Origin of the sequence: Streptomyces sp. NBC_01317 (genome assembly GCF_035961655.1) — a bacterium.
Classification (GTDB): Bacteria; Actinomycetota; Actinomycetes; order Streptomycetales; family Streptomycetaceae; genus Streptomyces.
The window spans coordinates 2,956,274-2,970,864 of the sequence record NZ_CP108393.1 but is presented as its reverse complement, the minus strand read 5'-3'; the positions used below and the strand labels follow the sequence as shown (position 1 = coordinate 2,970,864).

Annotated in this window: 13 protein-coding genes; 8 read left to right on the top strand and 5 right to left on the bottom strand. The window is 71.5% G+C overall.

All coding sequences use genetic code 11. The features are described from left to right. Positions 1 to 71: 71 nt before the first annotated feature. Positions 72 to 293 carry a hypothetical protein gene (locus OG349_RS12465; RefSeq protein WP_327234672.1) on the bottom strand — a complete coding sequence of 74 codons (222 nt, stop codon included), beginning with the start codon at positions 291 to 293 and terminating at the stop codon, positions 72 to 74. A 444-nt stretch (positions 294 to 737) separates the two neighbouring features. Beyond that, positions 738 to 2,162, bottom strand: coding sequence for a glycoside hydrolase family 18 protein (locus OG349_RS12460; RefSeq protein ID WP_327234671.1), 1,425 nt, complete (start codon positions 2,160 to 2,162; stop codon positions 738 to 740). A gap of 212 nt (positions 2,163 to 2,374) precedes the next feature. Here OG349_RS12460 and OG349_RS12455 point away from each other — a divergent pair, with 212 nt between their 5' ends. From OG349_RS12455 to OG349_RS12430, 6 genes are all read left to right on the top strand, one after another. Beyond that, positions 2,375 to 3,127 carry a GntR family transcriptional regulator gene (locus tag OG349_RS12455; RefSeq protein WP_327234670.1) on the top strand — a complete coding sequence of 251 codons (753 nt, stop codon included), beginning with the start codon at positions 2,375 to 2,377 and terminating at the stop codon, positions 3,125 to 3,127. Positions 3,128 to 3,338: 211 nt separating this feature from the next. After that, positions 3,339 to 5,045 carry a purine-cytosine permease family protein gene (locus OG349_RS12450; RefSeq protein WP_327234669.1) on the top strand — a complete coding sequence of 569 codons (1,707 nt, stop codon included), beginning with the start codon at positions 3,339 to 3,341 and terminating at the stop codon, positions 5,043 to 5,045. A 218-nt stretch (positions 5,046 to 5,263) separates the two neighbouring features. Further along, positions 5,264 to 5,443: an SPOR domain-containing protein gene (locus tag OG349_RS12445; RefSeq protein ID WP_327234668.1), complete on the top strand. Its 180-nt coding sequence runs from the start codon at positions 5,264 to 5,266 to the stop codon at positions 5,441 to 5,443. 26 nt (positions 5,444 to 5,469) lie between these two features. Continuing rightward, positions 5,470 to 5,883: a (deoxy)nucleoside triphosphate pyrophosphohydrolase gene (locus tag OG349_RS12440; RefSeq protein ID WP_327234667.1), complete on the top strand. Its 414-nt coding sequence runs from the start codon at positions 5,470 to 5,472 to the stop codon at positions 5,881 to 5,883. Positions 5,884 to 6,098: 215 nt separating this feature from the next. Continuing rightward, positions 6,099 to 6,605, top strand: a complete 507-nt coding sequence (locus tag OG349_RS12435; RefSeq protein ID WP_327234666.1) for an ATP-binding protein — start codon at positions 6,099 to 6,101, stop codon at positions 6,603 to 6,605. Between the two features lie 199 nt (positions 6,606 to 6,804). Beyond that, positions 6,805 to 9,363 carry a SpoIIE family protein phosphatase gene (locus tag OG349_RS12430; protein WP_327234665.1) on the top strand — a complete coding sequence of 853 codons (2,559 nt, stop codon included), beginning with the start codon at positions 6,805 to 6,807 and terminating at the stop codon, positions 9,361 to 9,363. Between the two features lie 37 nt (positions 9,364 to 9,400). Here the strand turns inward: OG349_RS12430 and OG349_RS12425 are convergent, their stop codons facing one another. Both OG349_RS12425 and OG349_RS12420 read right to left on the bottom strand, forming a co-directional pair. Then, positions 9,401 to 9,694 (bottom strand): hypothetical protein, encoded by a 294-nt coding sequence (locus OG349_RS12425; protein ID WP_327234664.1) that lies wholly within the window; start codon positions 9,692 to 9,694, stop codon positions 9,401 to 9,403. Positions 9,695 to 9,771: 77 nt separating this feature from the next. Beyond that, a complete protein-coding gene (locus OG349_RS12420) occupies positions 9,772 to 10,845 on the bottom strand; it encodes a glycosyl hydrolase family 18 protein (RefSeq protein ID WP_327234663.1) in 1,074 nt (357 codons plus the stop codon). A 165-nt stretch (positions 10,846 to 11,010) separates the two neighbouring features. Here OG349_RS12420 and OG349_RS12415 point away from each other — a divergent pair, with 165 nt between their 5' ends. Further along, positions 11,011 to 11,562, top strand: a complete 552-nt coding sequence (locus OG349_RS12415; RefSeq protein ID WP_327234662.1) for an isochorismatase family protein — start codon at positions 11,011 to 11,013, stop codon at positions 11,560 to 11,562. Positions 11,563 to 11,659: 97 nt separating this feature from the next. On the opposite strand, the gene OG349_RS12410 is transcribed toward OG349_RS12415, so the two are convergent. Beyond that, positions 11,660 to 11,887: a hypothetical protein gene (locus OG349_RS12410; RefSeq protein WP_327234661.1), complete on the bottom strand. Its 228-nt coding sequence runs from the start codon at positions 11,885 to 11,887 to the stop codon at positions 11,660 to 11,662. A gap of 254 nt (positions 11,888 to 12,141) precedes the next feature. Here OG349_RS12410 and OG349_RS12405 point away from each other — a divergent pair, with 254 nt between their 5' ends. Beyond that, positions 12,142 to 14,529 carry an ABC transporter family substrate-binding protein gene (locus OG349_RS12405; protein ID WP_327234660.1) on the top strand — a complete coding sequence of 796 codons (2,388 nt, stop codon included), beginning with the start codon at positions 12,142 to 12,144 and terminating at the stop codon, positions 14,527 to 14,529. Positions 14,530 to 14,591 lie beyond the last annotated feature (62 nt).

Sequence of the window (14,591 nt, the reverse complement as noted above, 5' to 3'; positions counted from 1 at the left end):
GGCCGGTGCGGAGGCCCGGGGCGCGCGGGGTGAACGGCTGAATCCCGGGGCGCGCCTCCGCCGGACAGGCCCTACCCCTCCGGCGCGTCGAGATCGAAGAGCGTCGGCTCCGCCACCCAGCCGGCCGTCAGCACCAGCCGCGAGGTGCGGTGCACCGCCAGGAAGCCGAACGGGCGGTCGAAGTCGGCGGAGACGCGGACCGAGCGGTGGCTGAGGTGGGGTATCCCCCCTGCGAACAGACCCAGCGCCGTCACACTCGCCGCGCGGAAGCCCAGCGCGCCGAACTCCGCCATCGACGACTGGCGGGCCGAACGGACCGCCAGCGGCCCGACGCTGATGTCCGGGAAGTGCCCGCGCGTGGCATCGGTCGCCGTCCTGAGGCCGAAGAGCCCGGCGCGCTCCCGCAGGTCGTGGTCGGAAGCGAGCGCGAACGGCCAGGTGGACAGCCACAGCCTCGGCGGCGTGGGGCCGGCCCCGCCGCCGCGTCCGCGAGGAGCGCGAGCAGCGGCCGGACACCGGCGGCGGAGAACACCGTGTCCCCGTTCCCGTCGTGCCCGGCCGCCCAGCGCTCGGTGAGGCCGTTGACCGCGCGTACGGCCGCCGTCGCCGGCCGCGCCGCGCGCTCCCGCTCACCGCTACCGCTCCCCGTCGTCCCCATGGGAGGCGAGGCCAACGGCACGTACCCGCACATTCCCGCCGAGGGTTGCGCGGCCCACGAGCCGCGCAACCCCTTCAGGTCAGCGCCCCGACAGCCCGCGGTCGATCGCCGTCGTCAGTTCGCCGTCCGCCGTGTCGCCGTCCATGGACCAGACCATGGCGCCGCCCAGCCCCTTGTGACGGATGTACGCGGTCTTGGCGCGCAGCACCTGCGGATCGTCGTACGTCCACAGCGTGGTGCCGTCGAACAGCCACGCGCTGCCGTTCCTGACGTCACGGTGGACCTTGTACGTTCCCGCCGCCGCGAGCCCCTTGAGGACCTTGTAGTCCTCCGTGCCGGGCGCCCACACCCCGGGCGCCGGCGCCGCGGCCGGCTGGCCGAGGCCGTCGCCGCCGCCCGTCACCCCGGTCCAGCCCTGTCCGTAGAAGGGCAGGCCCACGACCAGCTTGCGGGCCGGGGCGCCGCGGCGCTCCCAGTCGCGCACGGTCTGGTCGACGCTGAAGTCACCGCGCGCCGCGTACAGCGCCGACTGCTGGGACGTCGTCTTCTCGCCCGAGACGTGGAAGTCGTACCCCTGGAGGTTCACGAAGTCGAAGTCCCGCATGATCCGGGGGACGTCGAAGCCCGCGTCGATCTTGGCGGGGGCGGCGGGCACGAAGGCCGACAGGTCGTAGTGCTTCGGCTTCGTCCTGCGGGGCGCCTGGCTCTTCGCGTACGCGTCGAGCTGCGTGCGGAACTCGTGCACCAGCGCGGTGAAGTTCCGCTTGTCCTCGGGACGGAAGACGGTGTCCGTGTCGCCCTCGGAACCGGGCCACTCCCAGTCGATGTCGACCCCGTCGAAGAGGCCGGCCGCCGCGCCCGCGCCACCGCGTGTGCCGTCGACGGGCAGGTTGCCCTTGATGTACAGGTCGATGCAGGAGGAGACCAGCGCCTTGCGCGAGGCGGGCGTGCGGGCCGCGTCCGAGAAGTGGGTGGACCAGCTCCAACCGCCCAGGGAGATCAGCACCTTGAGGCCGGGGTGCTTGGCCTTCAGTTCACGCAGCTGGTTGAAGTTGCCCGCGAGGGGCTGCTCGGCGGTGTCGGCCACGCCGTCCACCGAACCGGCCGCGTCGAGCGGGCGCGCGTAGTCGGCCCACGCGTCGGCCTCGCCGGCGACGTTGCCCGTGAAGCACTTGCCCTCGGCGTTCACGTTGCCGAAGGCGTAGTTGATGTGGCTCAGCTTGGCCGCCTGCCCGCTGGTGTCCAGATCCTTGACCTGGAAGTTGCGTCCGTAGACGCCCCATTGGGTGAAGTAGCCGACCCGCTTGTACTCGCGGCCGCTCCTGCCGCCGTCGTGCTTCGCCGAGGACGCCGACGTGGCCGAGGAGGTGGTGACCGCCGAGGCCGCGGGCGAGAGCGTGGCGAGAAGGGACAGGGAGCAGGCGGCAACGGCCAGCCTGCCAAGGGTTCTTCGGGTGTTCCGGGGAGTTCCTGCGCTTCGAGCGCTGCTCAGCGTGAGGCTCATGGGCAGGAAAGGTATTGGTCTGGACCATTGAGGTCAAGAGGGGATTTGACGCGATGGCCTGGAAGCTGACGGTACGTCCGGATCATTCGTTCGCGGCGTAAGCCTTCCGTAAGTACAAATCATCACTTCGGGTGAAACCCTGGCCCATGCTTGCGGATGACAACCCACGGTTGCCAGGCTGTTGCTGTCTGTCAACCCGTTGGGAGTGGTCAATGGCTTTTGGTGAGCAGCCTGCCTATCTGCGTGTCGCCGGCGATCTCCGCAAGAAGATCGCCAACGGCGCGCTGCCGCCCCGCACCAGACTGCCCTCGCAGGCCCGCATCCGCGAGGAGTACGGAGTCTCCGACACGGTCGCGCTGGAGGCGCGCAAGGTGCTGATGGCCGAGGGACTGGTGGAGGGCCGCTCCGGGTCGGGGACGTATGTGCGCGAGCGCCCGGTCCCGCGCCGCATCTCCCGCTCGGGCTACCGGCCGCCGAGCGGCTCCAGCCCGTTCCGCCAGGAACAGGCGGCGGACGGCACGCGGGGGACGTGGCAGTCGAGCAGCGAACAGGACGTGGCGGGGCCCGGGATCGCCGCGCGCCTCGGCATCGAGCCGGAGGACCGGGTGATGCGCACGCGGTACGTGTTCCGGGACGGGGGCGAGCCGATGATGCTCTCCACCTCCTGGGAGCCGTTGGCGGTCACGGGGCGTACGCCGGTGATGCTGCCCGAGGAGGGGCCGCTCGGCGGCTGCGGGGTCGTGGAGCGGATGGCGGCCATCGACATCGTCGTGGACAACGTGCTGGAGGAGGTCGGCGCGCGGCCGGGGCTGGCGGAGGAGCTCCTGTCGCTCGGCGGGGTCCCCGGACACGTGGTGATGGTCCTGGAGCGTACGTACTTCGCGTCGGGACGGGCGGTGGAGACGGCGGACGTGGTGGTGCCGGCGGACCGGTACCGGGTGGCGTATCACCTCTCGGTGAAGTGAACCGAGTTGATGCGTACGACACCACCCGCGTTCATTTCTGTCGCACGACCGATAGTCGGAGCGCACCGTCCGGCCGCCGTGACGGCGAGTTAACTCCTGGCGCCCTGCTGTAACGGCGGGGCAACGACGCGCTGGGGCGCCCCGTCATGTCCGGCTTCTACCTTCCCGTTCGTACCGCTCCCGGTACACGCCGACAAACGGGAAGGCAGCGATGACGGACACCGCGATCCCCACCCCCGACAGCCCACCCGACCAGGGCCGGCCGACGCGCAGCTACGCCAAGCTCGCCGCCGACGAGAGCCGCGAGGACTTCTCGCTCCGCTACGCGCCGCACTCGTTCCGCCGCTGGTCGCCCTCGATGGTCGCGGGCACCGCGCTCGGCGGGATCGCGTATCTGGCGGACTTCGCCATCGGCGCCTCGATCGTGTTCACGTACGGCTTCACCAGCGGGTTCGCCTCCATCCTCACGGCCGCGGCGATCATCTTCATCACAGGCATCCCGATCGCGAGAGCCTGCGCCACCTACGGCCTGGACATGGACCTGATCACCCGCGGCGCCGGCTTCGGCTACTTCGGCTCGACGCTGACCTCGCTCATCTACGCGTCCTTCACCTTCATCTTCTTCGCCCTCGAAGGCTCGATCATGGCGCAGGCCATGCACCAGGCCATCGGACTCCCGGTCCAGATCGGCTACTTGGTCACCACGCTGATCGTCATCCCCATCGTCTTCCGGGGAATGGGCGCGCTGGCCAAGGTCCAGGCGTGGACCCAGCCGATCTGGCTCATCGGCCTCGTCCTGCCCTTTGTCGTGCTCGCCTTCCACGCGCCCGGCTCCTGGGGCGCGTTCAGCTCCTTCGGCGGTACGGAAGGGGCCGGCTCGGGCTTCGACTGGATCGGCTTCGGCCTCGGTACGGGCGTGGCGCTCTCGCTCATCGCCCAGATCGGCGAACAGGCCGACTACCTGCGCTTCATGCCCGCCAAGACCGAGGCGAACAAGCGCCGATGGAACGCGGCCGTCCTCGCCGCCGGGCCCGGCTGGGTCATCATCGGGGCGGCCAAGCAGCTCGGCGGCGCGTTCCTCGCCTTCGTCGCGCTGGAGGCGGTCGGCAAGACCCACGCCCTGGAGCCCATCGCCCCGCAGATCGAGGCGCTCAAGCCGTGGCTCGGCTCCTTCGCCCTGCCCGCCGCCGCGATCTTCGTGATCGTCTCCCAGATCAAGATCAACGTGACCAACGCCTACAGCGGTTCGCTGTCCTGGTCGAACTTCTTCTCCCGCATCACGCACAAGCATCCGGGGCGGGTCTGGTACATCTTCCTCAACCTCGCCATCGCGCTGACGCTGATGGAGATGAACATGTTCGCGGCCCTCAACAAGCTGCTGGGCTTCTACTCGAACGTGGGCATCGCCTGGATCACCGCCGTCGCCGCCGACCTCGTGATCAACAAACGGATCGGGCTGAGCCCGCCGTACATCGAGTTCAAGCGCGCCTACCTGTACGCGGTCAACCCGGCCGGGTTCGGGGCGATGGTGATCGCCTCCACCGTCTCGATCCTCGCCTTCTTCGGGCTGTTCGGGACGTACGCGGAGGCCTTCTCGACCTTCATCGCGGCCGGACTCGCCCTGATCCTCTGCCCGTTGATCGCCTGGCTGACGAAGGGCAGGTACTACCTGGCCCGGCCGAACCCGGTCAACGGCCCGGACGCCGACGTCCCCGACATCACCGCCACCCATCTCTGCGCGGTCTGCGCGACGGCGTACGAACTCCCGGACATCGCCGACTGCCCGGTCCAGTCGGGGCCGATCTGCTCGCTGTGCTGCTCCCTGGACTCGACGTGCGGGGACGCCTGCCAGAAGGTGACGGACGCCGCGCCGGTCCTGATGCCGCTGCCGACGGTGCGCCGGTCCGACGCGACGTGAAACCTGCCTGACGCCAAGGGGGAGGGGATGGGAGCGTAGGGGGGGCGCACGCCTGGCGTGCGTCCCCCTCTCCGTGCAGCGGTTCGCACGCGGGTCGTGTACCTCTTTGTGCAAACACGCATCCGCTGAGTGAAGGTCAGGCGTACGCTCGGGCATATGCGTACTGCGGTTTCCCGGGAATCTTCAGAGAGATACAGGCCGGCGGCGGGAGGGGCGCGATGAACGACAGCGGAGCCGCGCTCCCCTGGCTGGTGATACGGCAGGACGGCAACGGAAATCGCTACCGGGTCGGCAGATACGCGACGAAGGACGAGGCGCAGAAGACCGCCGACAACCTCGATGCCCGCGGACCCGGTCGCCTCTACTGGGTGGAGCGTGTCGTGCAGACGACCCGCTGAGTGGTCGGCCCGTTACGCTCCCGCCCATGGAAGATCGTGTGGTGGTCGCGGGCGCCCTGTACGACCGGGGGCGGCTGCTCGCCGCCCGCCGCAGCGCTCCGCCCGAACTGGCCGGCCGCTGGGAGCTGCCCGGCGGCAAGGTGGAGCCGGGGGAGGGGCCCGAACAGGCGCTGGTACGGGAGCTGCGCGAGGAACTGGGCGTCGAGACGCGGCCGGTGGAGCGGATCCCCGGCCAGTGGCCGCTGGGCCGGGGCCATGTCCTCCAGGTGTGGACGGCCCGGCTGCTCTCCGGTGAGCCCCGCCCCCTGGAGGACCACGACGAGGTGCGCTGGCTCGGCCTGGACGAGGTCCATACGGTCGACTGGCTCGACCAGGACCGGCCGGCCGTCGCCGAGGCTGTCCGTCTGCTGCGCGCCGCCCCGGAGGGCCCGGCGCGCTGAGGGCGGTACGCCGGAGGATGCGGGGCCGCCCGCCGGATCCGTACACCCGGTACGCCGTTTGTGCCACCACGCGCCCACGGCGAACAGGGCGGGGGAGAGAGCTGACCGATGGGGGGAGATAGCTCGCCCCCTATTTCGGGTATGGGCAGATTAACCCCCCTAAAAGGGATGTGGTTCTGTCGGCGGGGTGGGAAGAATCGGCGGGTTGGGAAGAAGTGGTCGGCTTGATCGACACACAGGGCGCGCGCTCCGAGTGGACCTTTCCCGCCGAGCCCGGCGCCGTGCGCACCGCCCGCCATTGCGTCCGTGACACGCTCCGCGCCTGGGAGATCGGCGCACCCGTCTGCGAGGCGGCGGTCCTGCTGGTCAGCGAGCTGGTGACCAATTCACTGCGGTACACGGCCGGCCCCATCGGGGTGAGGCTGGCCGTCGTCGACCTCGCTCCCGCCCCGGACGCCCCTTCCTGTACGCGGACGGACCACACGTGGACGGACCACGCGCGGACGGACAGCACCCGGGTGGACGTGGTCACCGCCCCCGCACACGCCCTGCTCGTGGAGGTCTCCGACCCCCTTCCCGACCCGCCGGCCCCCCGCGCCTCCGCCCCCGACGACGAAGGCGGCCGTGGCCTGCGGCTCGTGGCCTGTTCGTCCCGGCGCTGGGGCACGCGCCGCGGCAAGACGGGCAAGACGGTGTGGTTCGAGCTACCTCTGTCTGGTTAGAAGTGTGAAGGGACAACGATCACGGGAACGATCACGTCGGACTCGTTCCGATCCGTTCGGACCCGGTGCGACCGGGGTCGGACTCGGCTCAAAAAGAACGAGACCGTGCTGTGATTGTGAACGCCGTGCCTGCCGGGGCCGTAGTGCTGAATACTGCGGGAATGGCCGGTCCGGTGCGTGAGCTGGAGGGGACGGTCGCGTGAGCGAGATACCTGGGACGACGGGCGACGTCGTATGGCAGAGCAGTCCGCCCGGCTCGATCTATGACTACATCAGAATCGCTTCGTTCTCGATCGGCCCCGACGGCCTGGTCGACCAGTGGAGCGCGCGGGCCACTGAGCTGTTCGGAATCGCTCCGTACCAGGTCAGGGGCAAGGACCCGGTCGAGGTGTTCATGCCTGCCGACCTGCGTCCGCGCGGGCACCGCCAGGTCGCCGAGATCCTGGACGGCAAGGAGTGGACCGGCCTCGTCCCCTTCCGTATGCCCCATGAGGGCGGAGCGCACGGTGTGGCCGAGATCTATGTGATGCCGAGCGAGACGGAGACCGGCGAGCGGGGCGCGCTCTGCGTCGTTGTCGACGTCAGGGCGTTGCGCAGGATCGAAACCGACCTCGCCTCTTCGCAGGCCATATTCGGCCAATCTCCTTTCGGCTTCCTGCTGTTCGGCACCGACCTCAAGGTGCAGCGCGCCAACGAACGCTTCGCGAGGGTCTTCGGCGGCGCGATCGAGGACCACCGCGGCCGCACGGTCCACGACTACCTGCCCCGCCCCGAGGCCGAGCGGCTGACCGGCGCCCTCCAGCGGGTCCTGGAGACCGGCGAGGCGGTCAACGACTTCCCGATCGTGGGCACCCAGCCCGGCGGCAACGACCGCAGGCACTGGTCGATCAACCTCTACCGCGTCCACAGCGGAGCGGGCCGCCCCATCGGGGTGGCCGGGATCGGCACGGATGTCACGCGCCGTCACATCGCCGCCCGCGAGGCCGCCAGCGCCCGCCGGAACCTCGCCCTCCTCAACGACGCGAGCGCCCGGATCGGCAACTCGCTGGACCTGGAGACCACCGCCCGCGAACTGCTCGACGTCGCCGTCCCCGGCTTCTGCGACCTGGCCGCCGTGGACCTCTACCAGTCCCTGCTCACCGGCGAGGAGGCCCCGCCGGGACGCGGCGGCTCCTCCCGCTCCGAGTCGGGCGGCGGCAGCGCCTCGCTGCGCCGGGTCGCCTTCGCCAGCGCCGTCTCGGACGCGCCGCTGACCGGACCCGGCGACCTGCTGGAGGGCGGGTACGTCCCCCCGGAGGTCGGCGCGGTCCACCGCTTCCCGTTCACCTCGCTCGCCGCGAGCGCGCTGCGCACCGGCCGGGTGCAGTCGATCCCCGGCAGCGCGGGCAGCCTCATCCAGTCGACGCTGGCCGTCCCGCTGGTCGCGCACGACGCCGTCGTGGGGCTCGCCCAGTTCTCCCGTACGAAGGGCAGCGAGCCGTTCGGCGACCGCGACCGCGCGCTCGCGGTCGAGCTGGCCGCGCGCGCCGCCGTCTGCATCGACAACGCCCGCCTCTACCGCAGGGAGCACGAGCGCGCGCTGATCCTCCAGCGCAGCCTGCTGCCGCCGGGCGACCCCGAGGCCGCGGGACTCGACATCGCCTGCCGCTACCTGCCGGGCAACACCGCCACGGAGGTCGGCGGCGACTGGTTCGACGTCATCGAACTGCCCGGTCACCGCACCGCCCTGGTCGTCGGCGACGTGATGGGACGCGGACTGCGGGCCGCCGTCGCCATGGGCGAACTGCGCACCGCCGTCCGTACGTTGGCGCTCCTCGACCTGGAACCGGCCGAGGTGCTGTCGGCCTTGGACGAGATCGCCCGCGGCCTCGGCACGCCCAGCGGCGCCCAGCAGGCCTCCCGGGTCGCGCACAAGTCGCGGGACGCCGACCTCTCCGAGGTCTACCTCGCCACGTGTGTGTACGCGGTCTACGACCCGGTCACCCGGCGCTGCACGTTCGCCAACGCCGGGCATCCGCCCCCGGTCGTCGTGGAGCCCGGCGAGGAGCCGCTGATGCTCGACGTGCCGCCCGGCATGCCCCTGGGCGTGGGCGGCGAGCCCTTCGAGCAGGTGGAGGTCGAGCTGGCGGAGGGCGCGCTGCTCTCGCTCTACACGGACGGCCTGGTCGAGTCGCGGGACCAGCCGCTGGACGAGGGCCTGGCCGCGTTCCGGGCGGCGCTGTCCCATCCCGTACGGCCCCTGGAAGACGTCTGCGACCACGTGCTGAACACGCTCGACACCCGGCACGGCGAGGACGACATCGCCCTGCTGATGGCCCGGATCCAGGGGCTCCCGGTCGACGCCGTGGGGGACTGGCGGCTGCCGCGCGAGCCGCGCTCGGTGGGGCGGGCCAGGGAGCTGGCCCGCGCGCAGCTGGTCGCCTGGGACCTGGAACCTCTGGTCGACACGGTGGAGCTGCTGGTCAGCGAGCTGGTCACCAACGCCCTGCGGTACGGCGAGGGCGAGATCAGGCTCCGGCTGCTGCTCGACCGTACGCTCGTCTGCGAGGTGTGGGACGCGGGCCTCGTCCAGCCGCGCAGGCGGCGGGCCCGCGACACCGACGAGGGCGGGCGGGGACTCCAGCTGGTGGGCCTGCTGAGCGCAGCCTGGGGCTCGCGCAGGACACCGCGCGGCAAGACGGTCTGGTTCGAACTGCCCCTGCCCGACGGGGACTCGACGGCGGAGCCGACGGTGGAGCAGCTGCTGAGCATGTTCTGACGGCGGGACGGGGACCCGGTGGAGGGTGCCACGGCGGTCAGGGACCGCCGGGGGTGTCCTGGTGGTCCTGCCGCTCCGGACGCCGGTCACCCCGCCGCTCCTCGGCCGCCCGCGCGGCCCGGTGCCTGCGCTTGGTGAAGACGTACGCCGCGACCGCCACGACCAGCACCAGCACCCCGAGGGGCAGCACCAGGTTCCCCGCCCACCCCGACTCCGCGGGGCTCTGCCCGGAACCCGCCGCGCGAGCGGCCCCCGCGCCGGGCACGACCAGCCACCACGCCGTGATCAGCGGCGCCGTCGCGACCCGGGTCCGGCGCACCAGCGGAGACATAGTCAGGAGGCTATGTCCGGTACGCGGGCCCCGCGACCGGGCGCCGATCCGCCGGGACGACCGGGATCAGCATCGAATCAGCACGACGGCGTGACGCATCCCCAGCCGTCCCGGTAGGCCGTCCAGTCGCCCTCGGTCGCCGCGAAGTCGACGTACAGCGCCACGCCGAAACGCGCGCGGTCGCGGTCGGTCCGCCCGAGTCCCAGCCGGACCCCGCGGAGGGCGGCGGCGGCCGTCTCCGCGTGGGCGTGGTGGCCCAGTTCCTCCGTGTGGTAGAAGGGCAGGCCCATCAGCAGGTCGGTGCCGGCCGGGGTGACCTCCAGGGCCAGGGCCGTCTGCTGGGCGACGTAACCGCCGTACAGGCTCTCCAGCGGCAGCGCCGTGTCGTACGACATGACGGCGATCTGGTCGACCCGCCGGGCGACCTGCGCGAAGAAGGCCTGGGACCACCACTTGGGATGGTTGGTGAGGGCTCCCGCCACGGAGTGCAGGGCCGGCAGCGGGTCGATCTGGTGCGCGGCGACCGACAGCGGCACGTGCCGTGCCGTCGTGAGCGCGCGCAGGTCGTCCAGCAGCGACAGGTAGGCGCGGTCGTCCGAGTGCAGCGGCTCCAGGTCGAAGTGGACCCCGTCGAAGCCCGCGTCCAGGATCCGCGCGGCCGAGCGCACCACGGCGGCACGGGACTCCGGGCGTTCGAGGCGCAGGCCGTCCGGGGTCTCGGTGGCGAGCTTGTCGCCCAGCCAGGCCTGTACGCGGACCCCGGGGAGGCGCCGGTGCACGCCCTTGATCAGCCAGTCCGCGCGCGGGTACAGGTCCGCGGGCAGGGTGCCGTCGTGTTCCAGGGGTCCCGCGTGGACGTAGAGGTCGCGCAGGCCCGTGCCGCGTATCCGACGGGCGAAGGCGTCGAGGTCCGCGTCCGTCTTCCGGCCGTCCACCCAGGCGTGGCCCAGCCAGATGGCGTCCTTGCCACGGGTCCTGGTGCCGTCCGCCAGGTCGCCGGTGTAGTTGACCCTGAGCGCCACGGCGGCGGTGACGAGGGGGACGAGGAGCAGGACCGCGAGCGCGAGGGCGACCCGTTCGGGCCACCGCGCGCGGCGGCTGCGCCAGCCCCGTGCCAGTGTCCGTCCGAATCCGCGCAGGCGTGTGCGCACAGCCGTCCCCTCCCCCTCGGACCCGGCCGACCGGCCGCGTGAGGGTTCAGGGTAGGGGACGAATAAAGATGCACAGGGAAACTTGCCAGGCTGCCTGTGTAACTCGTACGGTGAACGCATGGCCGACGAGCCCCGCACCGCGCCGGGACAGCAAGGAGCACCCTCATGACCGTCACCACGCTCGACCCGACCACCGCCCTGGTTGTCGTCGACCTCCAGAACGGCGTCGTCGGGCTGCCGACCGTCCACCCCGCCGCCGAGATCGTCGCGCGCTCGGCGGAACTCGCCGACGCCTTCCGGGCCAAGGGCCTGCCCGTGGTGCTCGTCCGCGTCACCAGCGGGGCGGCCGGCCGCACCGAGGGCCCGGCGCGCAGGCTCCCGCCGCGGGCCGACTGGGCCGACCTGGTGCCGGAACTGGGGCAGGCGGACGGGGACATCGTCGTCACGAAGCACACCTGGGGCGCCTTCCACGGCACCGACCTCGACCTCCAGCTGCGCCGCCGGGGCGTCACGCAGGTCGTGGTGACGGGCATCGTCACCACCAAGGGCGTCGAGTCCACGGCCCGCGCCGCGCACGAGCACGGCTACCACGTCACGGTCGTCACCGACGCCGTGACGGACACGGACGGGGACGCCCACCGGAACTCCGTCGAGAAGATCTTCCCGGCGCTCGGCGAGACCGGCACCACCGAGGACGTACTGAAGCTGCTCGGCTGAGCCGTCGCCGCGGCCGGATACGCCGGTACACCGATATGCCACGCGCGCAGGGGCCCGTGTCCGTCAGGACGCGGGCCCTTTCCGTACCCCGGCGCCGCTAGGTCCGGCGGCTGTGGACGCCCAGTCCCTCGTCGTCCGAGTCGGTCCACAGGGCGTGGTTGTACGGGGTGTCGGGGATCGGGATCAGTTCGTGGACCAGGGCCGGCGCGAGGGGGCGTGCCTCGGCGGCGCGGGTCTCTCCGATGCGCTGTTCCAGCTGTCCGACCGTCCGCACCAGGTCGTCCAGGGACCGTTTGACCGCGGTCAATTCTTCGTGCAGGGACATGAGTTGCCCTCACTTCCACGTCTCGGGTGGCAGGCGGGGTAGCGGGGTCGTGGCCCCGACTGTCTACAGTATGCAATTTCGAGTGTCGCCCGTCACATGCCGTTTTCGCAAGGGTGTCGTTGGGCCGCACGGGTGGCGTTTCGGATGCTGGACGCCGTGTCGCCGTCATGGCCGCGCCTCCGTCCCTTTCAGTGGGTGGGCAAATAGGTGTGATCATCTCTAAATTCCACAAACCGGACGAAGAGGTAGAAGCCATGTCCCACGTCGGCGCCCCACGCGGGAGGACATGCTCCCGAACCCTCCGCGGCGTTTCGCTCCTCACCACGGGCGTGCTCGCCCTGACCGTCCTGTCCGCGTGCACCGCGGAGAAGCCCGCCGGGCAGGCCCAGGCCGCCCCCGTGGACATCGGGGCCACCGGCCGGGACGCGATCGCGCAGGGCGGCACGGTGCGGTGGGCGGTCGACGCCATGCCCACGACACTCAACACCTTCCAGGCCGACTCCGACGCCGCCACCAGCCGGATCGCCGGAGCCGTCCTCCCCGCGCTCTTCACGCTCGACCGCACCGGCCGCCCGCAGCGCAACGGCGACTACCTGGAGTCGGCGAAGATCGTCGACCGGGAGCCCAAGCAGGTCGTGCTCTACAAGCTCAACCAGCAGGCGGTCTGGAGCGACGGCACCGAGATCGGGGCGCCGGACTTCGTCGCCCAGTGGCACGCGCTGCGCGGCAAGGACACCGCGTACTGGACGGCCCGCAACGCGGGGTACGAGCGGATCGAGAAGATCGAGCGCGGCAAGGACGACCTGGACGTCCGGGTCACCTTCGACCGGCCGTACGCGGACTGGAAGTCCCTCTTCACCCCCCTCTACCCGAAAGAGGTCATGGGCTCCCCGACCGCCTTCAACGACGGGGCCAGGTCCTCGCTGAAGACGAGCGCGGGCCCGTTCAACCTCAAGTCGGTGGACCGCAAGGCCAAGAAGGCCACGCTCGTCCGCAACCCCCGCTGGTGGGGGAAGCGCGCCAAGCTCGACTCGATCGTCCTGAGCGCGGTGCCCCGCGGCAAGCGCGCCGTCGCGCTGGCGGCCGGCACGCTCGACATCGCGGAGATCGACAGGAGCGCGGCGGAACGTATCACCGCCGCCGCCCGGGCCAAGGGCGGCACGGGGGGCCAGCCGCTGGCCCACGGCCCGGAGGCGGCGAGCGGCCCGGAGGCGGCGAGCAGCCCGGCCGCCTCGCTCCGGGCCCGCGCGATGGCGCACGGCTCTCCCGAGGAGAAGGCCGAGGCGGCGCGCTCGGCGCGCGAGCGGACGGCCGCGGTGGCGGAGACTTTCGCCCACGAGCAGCGGAACCTGCGCGGCTATGTCGTACGGAAGTCGCTGGAGCCCGCCTACACGCAGCTCGCGCTGAACGGTGAGTCGGGACCGCTCGCCGACGAGCGGGTACGGCGGGCCGTGGCCCGCGCGATCGACCGGAAGCAGCTGGCCGAGGCCGTGCTCAAGCCGCTCGGACTGCCGTCCAAGCCGCTCGGCAGCCACCTGGCGGTGGCGGGACAGCCGGGCTACGCGGACAGCAGCGACGCCCTCGGCACCCAGGACACCCACGAGGCGCAGGCGCTGCTGGCCGACGCGGGCTGGACGCTGGGCGGGGCCCGCGAGACGGACGAGGGCACCAAGGCGGGCAGTGAGGGCGAGGGCAAGAAGTCCCCGGCCCCGGGGGCCACCGGGAAGGACGCCGAGAAGAAGGCGGACCCGGAAGAGAAGGCCGAGAAGAGCGCCCCGGCCGACAAGACGGAAGAAGAGACAGAAAAGAAGACAGAGGGGACAGCCGAGGGGGCAGAGGAGTCGGAGAAGCCGGAGAAGGCCGACAAGACCGACAAGACTGGCAGCAAGACCGGCACCCCCTCCGACGAGGCCTCCTCCTCCACCGACGGCGACAACAAGCCCGCCCAGGACACCAAGCCGGGCGGCGTCACCGGCGCGTACGCCCCGCGCGGCACCCAGGCGCCCGCCCCCAACGCCGGCCCGCTCGGCAAGGACGGCAAGGCCCTCACCCTCCGCTTCGTCCTGCCGTCCGGAGAGGGCTCGGAGTCCCTGCGGGCCGTCGGCCGCCGCATCTCGGTCATGCTCGACCGCGTCGGCATCGGCACGGAGACGATCAAGGTCGCCGACAACAGCTACTTCAAGGACCACATCGCCGCCGGCGACTACGACCTGGCCCTCTACTCCTGGCCCGCCACCGCCTACCCGGCGACCGACGGCCGGCCGATCTTCGCCAAGCCGGTGCCGGCCAGTGACGGCTCCCTCGTGGTGGAGCAGAACTACACCCGCGTCGGTACGGACCACATCGACCAGCTCTTCGACCAGGCCGCCTCCGAGCTGGACGAGGGAGAGGCCCGCGACCTCATGAAGAAGGCCGACGCCCGGATCTGGGCCGCCGCCGGATCCATTCCTCTGTATCAGCGTCCGCAGCTTGTCGCCACCAAGCCCGGTCTGGCCAACGCGGGAGCCTTCGGCTTCAGCGCCCCGCGCTACCAGGACATCGGGTTCAAGAAGGGCGGGAACTCGGGACCGACGGCCCTTCCGACCGCCGTGCCGACCACCCTGCCGACCGCTGTCGAGAAGTCGCCGGAGGGCGAGGAGTAGCAGGTCAGCACCGGCTTGCCCCCGCCGGGAAGCTCAGGTTCGGACACAATTCACTTGCCCGC

What these genes read in the sequence shown, in the direction of transcription:
- OG349_RS12465 (WP_327234672.1), bottom strand. Translation starts at nt 293, where the DNA reads ATGGCGGAGTTCGGCGCGCTGGGCTTCCGCGCGGCGAGTGTGACGGCG.
- OG349_RS12460 (WP_327234671.1), bottom strand. Translation starts at nt 2,162, where the DNA reads ATGAGCCTCACGCTGAGCAGCGCTCGAAGCGCAGGAACTCCCCGGAAC.
- OG349_RS12455 (WP_327234670.1), top strand. Translation starts at nt 2,375, where the DNA reads ATGGCTTTTGGTGAGCAGCCTGCCTATCTGCGTGTCGCCGGCGATCTC.
- OG349_RS12450 (WP_327234669.1), top strand. Translation starts at nt 3,339, where the DNA reads ATGACGGACACCGCGATCCCCACCCCCGACAGCCCACCCGACCAGGGC.
- OG349_RS12445 (WP_327234668.1), top strand. Translation starts at nt 5,264, where the DNA reads ATGAACGACAGCGGAGCCGCGCTCCCCTGGCTGGTGATACGGCAGGAC.
- OG349_RS12440 (WP_327234667.1), top strand. Translation starts at nt 5,470, where the DNA reads ATGGAAGATCGTGTGGTGGTCGCGGGCGCCCTGTACGACCGGGGGCGG.
- OG349_RS12425 (WP_327234664.1), bottom strand. Translation starts at nt 9,694, where the DNA reads ATGTCTCCGCTGGTGCGCCGGACCCGGGTCGCGACGGCGCCGCTGATC.
- OG349_RS12415 (WP_327234662.1), top strand. Translation starts at nt 11,011, where the DNA reads ATGACCGTCACCACGCTCGACCCGACCACCGCCCTGGTTGTCGTCGAC.
- OG349_RS12410 (WP_327234661.1), bottom strand. Translation starts at nt 11,887, where the DNA reads ATGTCCCTGCACGAAGAATTGACCGCGGTCAAACGGTCCCTGGACGAC.
- OG349_RS12405 (WP_327234660.1), top strand. Translation starts at nt 12,142, where the DNA reads ATGTCCCACGTCGGCGCCCCACGCGGGAGGACATGCTCCCGAACCCTC.